Consider the following 11,671-nt stretch of genomic DNA (forward strand, 5'->3'; position numbering starts at 1 on the left):
TTTCGCGCGCTCGTCGACGTCACTCGCGGAATGTCGAGTCTTCTCTTGGCTTGGCGGTCTTCTGCTCAGTAACTCGCCGAAGGACCTTTTCAACGTTGGGTTTAGTAGGTTGCGGCTTGGGCGCTGGCTTCTTCTTCGACGCCACAATCAGTCCTCCTTGTTTTCCGGCTGATCGGAATGGGCGAAATGAAGCATCACACGGTCGACGTTGGGCTTGGAACTGCTCGGCCTCGGCTTAGGGGTCGATGCGGGTTTGGGCTTCTCGGGGGGCTTGGACACCATGTCGGGAGTCTATTCAGGGAGCGGGCTGATTATGGACGTCGGCGCGACGTCCCCCGACGAATCCGCCGCCGGGAACGCTTCAACGGACGCCACGACGACGACTGAGATCAGACTCGCAAGAAGCAAGACGAATGCCACCCGGGTCCACCGAGCGCCGACCTTGTATTGCGCGTCGCGACTCTCGACCTCCCGCGCCTTTACTTCGAGAAGGTGATCTTCCAGCTCTTCCCCGGTGAGCTCACTGACCCGCCACGTTTCCACCATCTCGCGCCCACCTGCGACCGTCAGACTTCGGGGCCACAAGGTGATAGTCGACGCGAGAACGGTCAGGAATGTAAGCCCGAAAGGTAAGAGCCAAATCAGGCTGGAATCCGACTGCAAGACGCCGACCGAGCTCGCGCTGCCAATGACACCAGCCGCCACAACTACGAACGACGCTTTCGTATTCAGCAGACGGGTGCGTTCGAGGGCCGCGTCTCGCGTGTTGTCCAACTCCGCGCTGAGAAGGGACACCCGCATCGGCAGGTAATCCACGCTCGGGTCTGACTGCTGTCGTCTGAACACCAGCTCAGGATATGAGCATCCTCGCGAATGGCTCGCGTTGACGCTCCGCGGTACCGTCCTGAACACGAGAGACCCCCGGATCCCTGAGAGTGGGGTCCGGGGGTTTCTCGTTTGCGGACGAGGCGCTGAAGGCTATTCCTGGATCAGCCCCGGGCGCACCGGCGGCAGGACGGACCCGGTCAGGACCTCCGCGTTGACGCTGAACTTCTCAAATATCGAAAGCGCACCACGCATCGCCTCCTGCTCCGTCGTGATCGCATCCGGCTTGGTCACGTTGGAGTACGCCCGCATGGACGCATCCGCCGCCTGCATCAGCGATGCCAGCCGCCGAGGATCCTCCTCTGTCTTCGCCCGGTCAGCCGAGCGCTCGGCCGCGTCCAGAAGCTTGTCCGCGATCTGCTCGCGCCGGGTGCGCATGTACTCCGACCGGTATCCGCGGGCCTTCGCTGCCGCCTCCGGAGTGCCGGACGAACCCGCCCCGATCCGGGCGAACTCCAGACCTTCGGTTTCACGGACAACGCGCGAGACCGTCGACGGGTTCACCCCGACCTCACGCGCCACGGCGCTCCGAGTCGCGCCGGACCGCACGAGGTCGACGATCCGCGCTTCGGTCTCCGGCGCTGTCTTGTTTGCAGGACTAGGCATCAAGCCACTCCACTCTGTTGGGGCGGGCAGGGGGGATCGCTCCCCCACCGCCCGCCGCGGTCAGTTCAGCGCACCCGCACCGCGTCGTGGCGCAGGTGGAGGGAGTCCAGGCGTCCGACCTGGAAGTCCAGCTCGATGTCCCGCTGGACCGACTCATCCAGGCCGAGCGCCGCGTACCCCCGCTGGTCGAGCCGCGCCAGACGGGACAGCGCACCCAGCGACGCCGCTCCTTCCAGAGCCTCGGTGAGCACGTCGCGCCACGCCGCCACGACCGCCGCGTCGAGGGTCACGTCCCGCTCGAGCACAGCTTCGGGGACGCCCGCGTCGACCAGCTGCTGGAACACCAACTCTCGGACCTCCGCGATCACACCCGCCGGGTCGGCCGACCCGAGCGCCTCGGGCGATACCTCGATCCACTGCGCGATGGCGGCCAGCCGCAGAGGGCTGGCCTCCTTGATCAGTACTTCGAGGGAGCGACCCGCGCCCAGCAGGATCTGCACCTTGCGCGCCTCGGCCTCCTGGAGGGCCACGTCGTCCGCGTTCTTCGGCGCGAGTGCGTCGATCACACGGGCGACGCCGGTGTCGGGGTCGGCTTGCGAAGCCGCGGGGATCAGGTCCACCAGTCCCGCGCGCGCCTGCATCACGCGGTTGAACCGCTCCCGCGTGATCGCGCTGTTAGTGAAGTTCGGGTCCGTGAAGTCCACCGCCTGCGCGAGGGACGAGCGGAAGCGTCGGAATGCCTCCACGTAGGGTGCCGTGTTGATTGCCATTGGAATCTCCAATTCCGGATGGGCCGCGCCCCGATCGGACTCGCGTCCTGGGTGGGTTTGGCCCTGGGTGACCCGACGATCGTTCGCCGCCGGGGGTTTGTGGGGCCGCGCTAAGCGGCCACCCCGACGGGGATGTTGAACGGGAACTTCGGGAATGCCGGAACGGCGTCAGATGCAACCCAACCGAGCAGGGAGGAGCATCGCGATCTCCTTCTTCCCTGCCTGCTCGATGAGTGAACGCTTGGCGTCCTCGCGCGCGTCGCCGGCCTGGGCCTGCAAGACGCCCGCAAGGGGGGCGCCGCGATCGATCGCCGCGACGAGGTGCTCGAGCGCACGGGACAACGCCGGCACATCGAGGCGCCGTCCGAGGTCGAGGAGCGCATCCGAGAGGTTCGAGCCGGTTCCGCTGTCGAGCACAGCACGTCGGATCTCGACGGTGAGCTCGCCCGTGCCGATCTCGCCCACGCGCCGGAGGGCGTCGCGGAGGCCCTCCCCCGCGGCCAGGCACAGGGACAGGAACTCGAGGAGCGTCGGCAGCTCTTCTTCGACGCGAGCCCGACGGCGCCGAGCCGCGGAGGTGAGGCGGACGTCGAGCACGGCGGCCGCGGAGAGAGCCGTCACCGGTGGGAGAAGGGCCGCGCCGGGTGTGAGTCGCCCGGCGAGGGCGAGAACAACCAGCACGATGCCGCCGAGAAGGGCGCCCACCACGACCCAGGTGAGCTGGCGTGCGCGGAATGAAGCGGCATCCTGAGTCCATCCGGCCTGACGAAGCCGATGCTCGATGCGTGCCGCCCCACCGAGCGAGGCGATGAGGCGGTCTCGGCGGGCACGCCAGTCTCCGGAGACGGATGCCAGTGGTGTGAGCCCCCGCGGATCCGCGACGTCACGAAGGTACGGGGCGATGCGGCGGGACAGCGTCGGCGCCGCGAGGCGTGGGATACGCGTGGACACGAGGACGAGTCCCGCGGCGAAAGCACCACCGAGGACGATCGCCAATGCCAGTTCGGTCAGGCCGCTCATGCGAACCACCGCCGGGGTTCCGGAAGGCGTCCGATGCCGACCATCAGCCGGAAGGCCACCACCGACACCGCGGCGCCGATGAGGATGACCGCGACGCCCTCTGCGCTGCTGTAGGCCGTAGCACCCTCCGGACGGAGGGCGAGCAGCCCGAGAATCACCCACGGCGCCACCACGCCGAGGACCGCCGCCCCACGGATCCAGGACTGCCTGGCTTCGATTTCGGCCCGGAGGGCCGCCTCGGCACGCACCGACGCGGACAGGGCGCGAAGGACGCTGGTCAGCTCGGTCCCACCCACCTGGCGCGCCATCCGCAGTGCCTCGAGGATCCGGTCGGCCACGGGATCGGCGAGGCGCGCTTTGAGACGCAGCGCACTCGAGTCGAAATGCCCGGATGCAGAGACGTCCGACGAGAACGCAGCGAAGGCAGGACGCAGTGAGGGTGGCCCCACTTCCCCGAGCGCCGAAACCGCGTCCGGGAGCGACATCCCCGAACGAACGGAGGCGACGAGAAGGTCGCAGACATCGGGCCACAGCTGGCGCCGGCTCTTCTGCAGTCGTCGCGCGCGCCCCCGGAGCCATCCCGCCGGTGCGAAGAATCCGGCGATGGCCGCGACAGCGGCGAAAGCCGGGAGCGCAGTGATGAGCCAGATGATGGCGCCCGCGAGGGCGGCGGCCGCGAGGCTCACCGAGGCGAGGTGCCCCGTCGTCGCGTGGCTGAATCCGGCACTCTGCAACAGGCGCGCAGCGGCTCCATCGCTGCGCGTCGCCTCGATGCGCCGAGGTCGCGGTGGCCAGAGCCACGGAGCCAGGGTGAGCAGGATGCCGGCAGCCAGCGTGACACCGAGGACCGTCGTCATGCGACGTCACCCCCGAACACAGGACGGGTCTCGACGACGCCGTCGATGACCCGCCCGGTGGGAGCGATGATCTCGACGACGGCACGGCGACCCGCGGCATCCCGACGGCAGTGGACGACGAGACCGACCGATGCGGCGATCGCGGGGAGCAGGAAGTCTCGATCGATGTTGCGCCCGGCGAGCAGCGGAAGCGAGCCGAGCTTTCGCAGCGCGTCGGTCGCGGAGTTCGCGTGAATAGTGGCCGCACCCGGGACTCCCGTGTTGAGCGCGAGCAGGAGGTCGAGGGCTTCGGCGTCGCGGACCTCTCCTACGACGAGGCGATCAGGACGCATGCGGAGTGCCTCTTTGACGAGCCGGCGCAGCGACACCTCGCCGGTGCCCTCGAGGCTCGGCTGGCGACCCTGGAGGGCGACGAGGTCCGGCGCCTGCGCGTTCAGCTCGAACGTCTCCTCGACCGTGACGACGCGATGGTCGGCGGGAGCCGCCGCGATGAGCGCGCCGAGGAGCGTCGTCTTCCCGGCATGCGTCGCTCCCGACACGATGACGCTCGTGCCGTCCCGCATCGCCGCCCGGAGAATCGCTGCCGCCTCGGGGCGGACCGAGCCGGCGGCCACCAGATCGTCGAGGGTGCGGAACCGCGTCAGGAACTTCCTGATGTTCACCGCCCAGTGCCGACGGGTGATGTCCGGGATCACGACGTGAAGGCGGGATCCGTCGGGCAGCGAGGCGTCGACGAACGGCTGGCTCAGATCCACACGACGGCCGGTCGCGTGCAGCATCCGCTCGACGAGGTCGCGGACGGCGGTGTCGGACAGGACGATCGGCGCGCGCTCGCTCCGTCCCTCGCGTGCCACGTAGACCCTGTCGGGTGCGTTGATCCAGATCTCCTCGACATCGGGATCGTCGAGGAGCGCCTGCAGCGGACCGTACCCCGCGACCGTCGAGAGGATGTCGCGGACGGATGCCGCCTCGTCCTCGATGACGTCGACTCCCCGCGCGAGGGCGAAGTCGTTGTGGCGGCGCACCTCGGCCCGGGCGATGAACGACGCCCGTTCGGGATCACGCGCCGGGTCGACTTCCTCCGTCCGCAGACGCTCGCGCACCCGCTCGGCGACCGCAGCGAGACCGCGGGTCGACGTGGCGGGGGACGCGATGCTCATGGCCTGGGATCCTCGCAAGGCGAGCGAGGACGGTGCGGGAGTTATCCACACCGCGCCGACGGTGACTCAGAGTTCGAGAAGCGTGAGCGCGACGTCGACGAGGCTGTCCTTCGTGAGTCGCCCCTCCTGCCCCCAGCGCGAATCGGTGAGCGCGACGTCGACGCCCGGCACGATCACGGAGCCCGTCCCGCCGCCGACGACCGCTGAATCCGCGTCCATCCACAGTCCGACGCCACCCACGGCATCGAGCCGGGGATCGGTGAAGTACATGTCCATGCCGAACTCGGCAGCCGCCTCCGGGTCGGGCACATCTCCCGAATCCTCGGTGATGTCCACCGAGAAGCTCTGGATGTCCGTCAGCGCACCGACGGCGTCCGCGGGCGTCGACCAGACGCATCCGATCGCGTCGGGCTGGATGTAGGAGTTCTCCTTGTCGAGCGGCAGTCCGTCGATGTAGTCGCCCACGACCGCGGCGACCTGATCGCAGCTCGAGATGTTCGGGAACCCCCGCGCTTCCGCGTTCTCGCCACCGCTCTGCGCAGCGGGCGGACCCGCCGACGCGCCACCCTCCTCCGATGCGGGCGGCGTGAGCGGTGCGGCGGCGGAGCACCCCGCCAGGAGAACGCTCAGTGCGAGGAACGGGATCACAGCCGGAAGGGATCGAGGCGTCGTCACGACAGAGAGGTTACCGATTTTGCGATCATCCTTCCCAGGTGTCTCCCACCGCTCGCCCTAGACTGAACCCACCAGCGGGAGTGGTGAAATCGGCAGACACGCAGGATTTAGGTTCCTGTGCCTTCGGGCGTGGGGGTTCAAGTCCCCCCTTCCGCACGAGGCACCGCCGTGCCTCACACCTTGCGCCCATTCCGTCGGCGGGTTCACCGCCGCGATCTGAAGGACCTCTGTGCACCCCTTCGCTCTGATCCCCTGGCTGGATCCCGAGACCATCATCAACGCCGCCGGTCCGTGGGCGCTCGTCGTGGTCTGTTTCATCATCTTCGCCGAGACGGGACTGCTCGTCGGCTTCCTCCTCCCGGGTGACACGCTTCTGATCATGGCGGGGCTGCTGTCCAACCCCGTCACGCACGCACCCAACGGCGTCTTCGGTGTCAACGTCTGGATCGTGGGGCTGCTCATCGGCCTTTCCGCCTTCCTCGGCGGCGAAGTGGGCTACCTGATCGGCAGAAAGGGCGGTCCCGCAGTCTTCGAACGCAAGGAATCCGGTCTCTTCAGTCGCAGCAACGTCGAGCGCACCAACGCCTTCTTCGAGCGCTACGGCGGGGTGACGGTCATCCTCGCTCGATTCGTCCCGATCGTGCGCACCTTCGCCCCGGTTGCTGCGGGCGTCGGCAAGATGGCGTGGCACAGGTACTCGCTCTACAACCTGATCGGCGCCGTCATCTGGGGCTTCGGCCTCACCGTGATCGGCTACCTCGTCAGCCTCATCCCGGGCGTCGGCGAGTTCGTCGCGTCGTACATCGACGTCATCCTGCTCGTCGCGGTAGCGGGCACCCTCGTCTTCATCGTCTGGCACTACTTCGCTGAGAAGCGCAAGGTCAAGCGTGAGATGGCAGCAGGCCCCGACGGCGTCACCGACGCGAACGAGGCTCAGGATCTCGTGCTCGAACCCGAAGCGTTCGACGAGAACCCGGACCACCCCCGAGGGGATACTCCGCGCGTCTGATCAGGACGCCTTCTTCTTCGCAGGTTCTTTCTTCGCAGGCTTCTTCTTCGCCGGCGCCGACTCCGTGTCGGCGTCGGCGTCGGCGTCCTTCTTCGCAGGTGAATCCGCCGCGGACCGTGCGGCACGGCTCTTCTCGACGCTGGCTCGCAGGGCCTCCATCAGGTCGATGACCTCGCCACCGGCGGCATCCGACTTCTCACCGAAGGTCTCGGCCGTATCGAATGCGTCGCCCTTCTCGAGCTTCGCATCGATGAGGGTGCGCAGTTCCTGCTGGTACTCGTCGGCGAACTCGCTCGGGTCGAAGTCGCTGGAGAAGCTGTCGACGAGGGATGCCGAGAGCTCCATCTCCTTGCTCGAGATCTTCACGGGCTCATCGAGCACGGGGAACGACGCCTCGCGCACCTCGTCGGCCCAGAGGAGCGTCTGCAGGACGAGGACGTCGCCGCGCACGCGGAGCGCCGCCAGCCGCGTCTTCTGCCGCAGCGCGAACCGGACGATCGCGGTGCGATCGGTCTGCTCCAGCGTCTGACGGAGCAGGACGTAGGCCTTCGGGCTCTTCGAGTCGGGCTCGAGGTAGTACGCCTTGTCGAGCGTCAGGAGGTCGATCTGCTCGGTCGGCACGAATTCGACGACCTCGATCTCGCGGCTGCGCTCGCTCGGCAGCGCCGCGAAGTCGTCGGAGGTGAGCACCACGGTCCGCTCACCGTCGTCGTACGCCTTGTCGATGTCGGCGTACGGCACGACCTCGCCGTCGATCTCGCAGATGCGCTGGTAGCGGATGCGACCGCCATCAGCCGCGTGCACCTGGTGCAGGGACACGTCGTGGTCCTCCGTGGCGGAGTACACCTTGACGGGCACGTTGACGAGGCCGAAGGTCAATGCGCCTTTCCAGATCGCTCTCATGGCACCCAGTACACACCCGTGGGAGCCGGATCCGACAGGGCTTGCGCACTACTCTGGCCCCATGCCAGCCGCACCGCAGGAGGTCCGCATCGCCGGACGTCGTCTTCGGCTGACGAACCTCGACAAGGTCATGTACCCCGAGACGGGGACGACCAAGGGCGAGGTCATCGACTATCTGACGCGCATCGCACCCGCGATGCTGCCGCATCTCGACGGTCGCCCGGTCACCCGCATCCGCTGGCCCGACGGCACCGGCGAGGGCTCCTTCTTCGCGAAGCACCTCGAGGCGGGAGCGCCGTCGTGGGTGGCGCGGCGTCCGATCGAGCATTCCACGGGCGCGAAGGACTATCCGCTCGTCGACGGGGTCCCCACGCTCGTGTACCTCGCCCAGGTCGCATCGATCGAGCTGCACGTGCCGCAGTGGAGGTTCGATCCCGACGGTGCGCGGAGCAATCCGGACCGACTCGTCCTCGATCTCGATCCAGGCCCCGGCGCAGGTCTCGCCGAATGCGCGGAGGTCGCCCGCTGGGCTCGCGCGATCCTGACGGATCTGGGCATGGATCCGCTGCCGGTCACGAGCGGCAGCAAGGGCATCCACCTCTATGCCCCGCTCGATGGTTCACGCACGAGCGAGGAGATCAGCGCGTTCACGAAAGAGCTCGCCCGCGCCCTCGAAGCCGACCACCCCGATCTGGTCGTCAGCCAGATGTCGAAAGCCGCGAGGCCCGGGAAGGTCTTCCTCGACTGGAGTCAGAACAACGGCAAGAAGACGACGATCGCGCCGTACTCGCTGCGCGGGCGCGAGCGGCCGACGGTCGCCGCGCCCCGGACGTGGGCAGAACTCGCCGATCCCGATCTCCGTCACCTGCTCTTCGACGAGGTCCTCGCTCGAGTGGCCGCCGAGGGCGACCTCTTCGCCCCCCTCGCACCCACGGATGCCGGTCCGCTGCGCTCCTACATCGCCAAACGGTCCGCAGCGAAGACGCCCGAACCGGTGCCGGACTCCCCCGCAGTCGCTGCCGCCGACGGCGCCTCCCGGTTCGTGATCCAGGAACATCACGCGCGGCGCCTGCATTACGACCTGCGCCTCGAGCGTGACGGCGTTCTCGTCAGCTGGGCGGTGCCCCGCGGCATCCCGGAATCGCCGTCGACGAACCACCTCGCGGTCATGACCGAACCGCATCCGCTGGAGTACCTCGATTTCGCCGGCGACATCCCCGCCGGCGAGTACGGCGCCGGCTCGATGTCGATCTGGGACACGGGGACGTTCGAGCTCGAGAAGTGGCGCGACGGCGAGGTGATCTTCACCGCGACCGGACGTGACGACGGCCCGCTCGGCTCGGTGCGGCTCGCTCTCATCCGCACGAGCGGTCAGGGCGAGAAGTCGCAGTGGCTGCTGCACCGGATGAAGACGGATGCCGCGCCTCCGAAAACGCCCCCGGCGCGACCTCCGGCGCCCGCGCCCATGCTCGCGACGAACTCGACCCCTGCCCTCGCTCAGCTCGCGGCGAAACGCTGGGGTCCGTGGGCGGAGTTCAAGTGGGACGGAGTCCGCGCCCTCGGCATCTGGGACGGGAAGCAGCTGACGCTCCGCGCGCGAAGCGGCACCGACATCACCGCGCGCTACCCCGAGCTGACCGCGGATCCGGGCCTCGGCACCGCGCCCTGCGTCATCGACGGTGAGATCGTCGCCCTCGACAAGCGGAACCGTCCGAGCTTCCCGCTCCTGCAACATCGCATGCACTTGACGAAGCCTGCCGAGATCGAGCGGGAGGCCGCCCGCATCCCGGTGCAGTATCTGCTGTTCGATGTGCTCGAGGTCGACGGGAAGGATGCCGCCCCGCTGCCCCTCGCCCAGCGACGTGAGCTCCTCGAGCGGATCGCCACCGACACGATCGACGCCATCGTCCTCCCACCCGTCGCGACCGACGTCGAGGATGCCCTCGCCACGGCGGAGGCGCTGGGGCTGGAAGGGCTGGTCGTAAAGGACCCGTCGTCGCCGTATCGCCGCGGTGAACGCAGCGAACAGTGGCTGAAGGTCAAGCTCACCCTGATGCAGGAGGTGGTGATCGGCGGCATCCGTCCCGGCAAGGGCGGCCGAAGCGGCTCCATCGGATCTCTGCTGATGGGGATCCCGACGGACGACGGGCTGCACTACGTCGGCCGCGTCGGCTCCGGTTTCAGCGACGCGACTCTCGCGCGGTTGGATGCTGCACTCCGCCCGCTCCGCACCGACGAGAGCCCGTTCATCGACATCGGTCGCGTCGAGGTATCCGATGCGCTGTGGGTACGCCCGGAGGTGGTGGGGGAAGTCGAGTACGCCGAGGCGACGCCGAACGGGACCCTCCGGCACGCGCGCTGGCGTGGGCTCCGGCCCGATACTGCACCGGACGACGTCCACCCGGGCGACTGACGGCGCTCACCCGTTCTGAACGAGGGCGAGCTGCGTGCCGTCGGGATCGACGAGGAAAGCCACGCGTCCTCCCCAGGACTCCATCCGGGGCGGATGCAGTCGCGGAAAGCCCGACTTCGCCTCGGGGACCCCGGCGTCGGCGATCTGACGGTAGAGCCCGTCCAGATCGTCGATGCGGACGCTGCACATGAAGGAGCTCTCCCCCGGGTCGAGATCCGGGAACGGGAAGAACTCGAGGTGGAGGTCGCCCCTTCGGAGGATCACCAGCTCGTCGGAGCGGTACGCCGCGGTGAACCCGAAGCCGCTGTAGAACCTGACCGTCGCGTCGAGGTCACGAGACGGGAGAGTCGGCACTGCGCGGTCCATCATCGCTTCACGCTAGCCGTACCCGCCCGCGTCATGCGTGGGCGTCGTGCTCGACATGACCTGCCGGCTCGAGCTGGAAGGTGGAATGCTCGACGTCGAAGTGGCGTGCGAGGCACGTCTGCAGCTGCGAGAGCAGCCCGCCCGCCTGGTCGTCCGCGAACAGCTCCGGCGAAACGACGACGTGGGCAGTGAAGACGGGGGCGCCACGCGTCAGCTGCCACACGTGGACATCGTGGACATCCACCACGCCGTCGGTCCCGAGGATGTGCGCACGGATGTCGGCGACCTTCGTTCCGGCGGGAGCCCGCTCCCCCAGAACGGCGAACACCTCGCGCAGCAGGGTGATCGCGCGAGGCACGATCAGCACGGCGATGAGCAGCGAGGCCACGGCGTCAGCCGGCATCCAGCCGGTGACCCAGATGACGACGGCGGCGACGAGGACGACCGCAGAGCCGATCAGGTCGCCCAGCACCTCGAGGTACGCCCCGCGGACGTTGATGCTCGAGCGCTGCGCGGCGCTCAGGAGGTACATCGACACCCCGTTGGCGACGAGTCCGATAAGGGCGACGACGAGCATCGGGACGCCCTGAACCTCCGCTTCGCCGGGCGCGACGAGGCGGCCGACCGCTTCGACGCCGATCCACACGCACAGTGCGATCAGGATCACCGCATTCAGAAGCGCGCCGAGGACCTCGGCACGCTGATACCCGTAGGTCTGGCGTTCGTCGGCCGGCCGTGCCGCGACCGACGCCGCGATCAGGGCGATGACGAGCCCGGAGCTGTCGGTGAGCATGTGCCCGGCGTCCGCCAAGAGGGCGAGCGACCCGGTCAGCAGAGCGCCGATCACCTGCACCACGAGCACCGTCGCCGTGATCCCCAGCGAGACGGCGAGGAGGCGACGCGGATGACCGGAGCGGATGCCGGTGGGCGCGTGGTCGTGCATGATTCGAGGCTACGGCGAGCCGAGGGCGAGGACGGCCCGATCCGCGAACTCGGGAATGAGTCCG

General features: G+C 68.4%; 12 protein-coding genes and 1 tRNA gene. 3 read left to right on the top strand and 10 right to left on the bottom strand.

Annotation, left to right across the window (positions count from 1 at the left end; translation table 11 throughout):
• Window positions 1-291: 291 nt before the first annotated feature.
• From ABQ271_RS08375 to ABQ271_RS08405, 7 genes are all read right to left on the bottom strand, one after another.
• Complete coding sequence (locus ABQ271_RS08375) at window positions 292-846, bottom strand: hypothetical protein (RefSeq protein ID WP_349308322.1); 555 nt, start codon at window positions 844-846, stop codon at window positions 292-294.
• Between the two features lie 132 nt (window positions 847-978).
• Window positions 979-1,491 carry a helix-turn-helix domain-containing protein gene (locus ABQ271_RS08380; RefSeq protein ID WP_349308323.1) on the bottom strand — a complete coding sequence of 171 codons (513 nt, stop codon included), beginning with the start codon at window positions 1,489-1,491 and terminating at the stop codon, window positions 979-981.
• A 65-nt stretch (window positions 1,492-1,556) separates the two neighbouring features.
• Window positions 1,557-2,261, bottom strand: coding sequence for a hypothetical protein (locus ABQ271_RS08385; RefSeq protein WP_349308324.1), 705 nt, complete (start codon window positions 2,259-2,261; stop codon window positions 1,557-1,559).
• A 168-nt stretch (window positions 2,262-2,429) separates the two neighbouring features.
• Window positions 2,430-3,281, bottom strand: coding sequence for a type II secretion system F family protein (locus tag ABQ271_RS08390; protein WP_349308325.1), 852 nt, complete (start codon window positions 3,279-3,281; stop codon window positions 2,430-2,432).
• Window positions 3,278-4,138 (bottom strand): type II secretion system F family protein, encoded by an 861-nt coding sequence (locus ABQ271_RS08395; protein WP_349308326.1) that lies wholly within the window; start codon window positions 4,136-4,138, stop codon window positions 3,278-3,280. Before ABQ271_RS08395 ends, ABQ271_RS08390 begins: the two co-directional genes overlap by 4 nt.
• Window positions 4,135-5,298: an ATPase, T2SS/T4P/T4SS family gene (locus tag ABQ271_RS08400; RefSeq protein WP_349308327.1), complete on the bottom strand. Its 1,164-nt coding sequence runs from the start codon at window positions 5,296-5,298 to the stop codon at window positions 4,135-4,137. Before ABQ271_RS08400 ends, ABQ271_RS08395 begins: the two co-directional genes overlap by 4 nt.
• Window positions 5,299-5,364: 66 nt before the next feature.
• On the bottom strand, window positions 5,365-5,973 hold the full coding sequence (locus ABQ271_RS08405) for a hypothetical protein (protein WP_349308328.1): 609 nt from the start codon (window positions 5,971-5,973) through the stop codon (window positions 5,365-5,367).
• Between the two features lie 74 nt (window positions 5,974-6,047).
• Between ABQ271_RS08405 and ABQ271_RS08410 the strand changes: the two genes are divergently transcribed.
• A tRNA-Leu gene (locus ABQ271_RS08410) sits at window positions 6,048-6,129 on the top strand.
• 73 nt (window positions 6,130-6,202) lie between these two features.
• On the top strand, window positions 6,203-6,982 hold the full coding sequence (locus ABQ271_RS08415; protein ID WP_349308329.1) for a VTT domain-containing protein: 780 nt from the start codon (window positions 6,203-6,205) through the stop codon (window positions 6,980-6,982).
• Here ABQ271_RS08415 and ABQ271_RS08420 read toward each other — a convergent pair whose 3' ends face one another.
• On the bottom strand, window positions 6,983-7,885 hold the full coding sequence (locus tag ABQ271_RS08420) for a Ku protein (RefSeq protein WP_349308330.1): 903 nt from the start codon (window positions 7,883-7,885) through the stop codon (window positions 6,983-6,985).
• Window positions 7,886-7,946: 61 nt separating this feature from the next.
• Here ABQ271_RS08420 and ABQ271_RS08425 point away from each other — a divergent pair, with 61 nt between their 5' ends.
• Window positions 7,947-10,298, top strand: coding sequence for an ATP-dependent DNA ligase (locus tag ABQ271_RS08425; RefSeq protein ID WP_349308331.1), 2,352 nt, complete (start codon window positions 7,947-7,949; stop codon window positions 10,296-10,298).
• Window positions 10,299-10,304: 6 nt separating this feature from the next.
• Here ABQ271_RS08425 and ABQ271_RS08430 read toward each other — a convergent pair whose 3' ends face one another.
• On the bottom strand, window positions 10,305-10,667 hold the full coding sequence (locus tag ABQ271_RS08430; RefSeq protein ID WP_349308332.1) for a bleomycin resistance protein: 363 nt from the start codon (window positions 10,665-10,667) through the stop codon (window positions 10,305-10,307).
• A 28-nt stretch (window positions 10,668-10,695) separates the two neighbouring features.
• Window positions 10,696-11,607 (bottom strand): cation diffusion facilitator family transporter, encoded by a 912-nt coding sequence (locus tag ABQ271_RS08435; RefSeq protein ID WP_349308333.1) that lies wholly within the window; start codon window positions 11,605-11,607, stop codon window positions 10,696-10,698.
• Between the last annotated feature and the right edge of the window lie 64 nt (window positions 11,608-11,671).

The sequence above is a fragment of the Microbacterium sp. MM2322 genome, assembly GCF_964186585.1.
GTDB lineage: Bacteria > Actinomycetota > Actinomycetes > Actinomycetales > Microbacteriaceae > Microbacterium.

Bases quoted from the DNA above. Each gene is read 5' to 3' on its own strand.
- ABQ271_RS08380 (WP_349308323.1), bottom strand. From the start codon at position 1,491: ATGCCTAGTCCTGCAAACAAGACAGCGCCGGAGACCGAAGCGCGGATC.
- ABQ271_RS08385 (WP_349308324.1), bottom strand. From the start codon at position 2,261: ATGGCAATCAACACGGCACCCTACGTGGAGGCATTCCGACGCTTCCGC.
- ABQ271_RS08390 (WP_349308325.1), bottom strand. From the start codon at position 3,281: ATGAGCGGCCTGACCGAACTGGCATTGGCGATCGTCCTCGGTGGTGCT.
- ABQ271_RS08395 (WP_349308326.1), bottom strand. From the start codon at position 4,138: ATGACGACGGTCCTCGGTGTCACGCTGGCTGCCGGCATCCTGCTCACC.
- ABQ271_RS08400 (WP_349308327.1), bottom strand. From the start codon at position 5,298: ATGAGCATCGCGTCCCCCGCCACGTCGACCCGCGGTCTCGCTGCGGTC.
- ABQ271_RS08420 (WP_349308330.1), bottom strand. From the start codon at position 7,885: ATGAGAGCGATCTGGAAAGGCGCATTGACCTTCGGCCTCGTCAACGTG.
- ABQ271_RS08425 (WP_349308331.1), top strand. From the start codon at position 7,947: ATGCCAGCCGCACCGCAGGAGGTCCGCATCGCCGGACGTCGTCTTCGG.
- ABQ271_RS08430 (WP_349308332.1), bottom strand. From the start codon at position 10,667: ATGATGGACCGCGCAGTGCCGACTCTCCCGTCTCGTGACCTCGACGCG.
- ABQ271_RS08435 (WP_349308333.1), bottom strand. From the start codon at position 11,607: ATGCACGACCACGCGCCCACCGGCATCCGCTCCGGTCATCCGCGTCGC.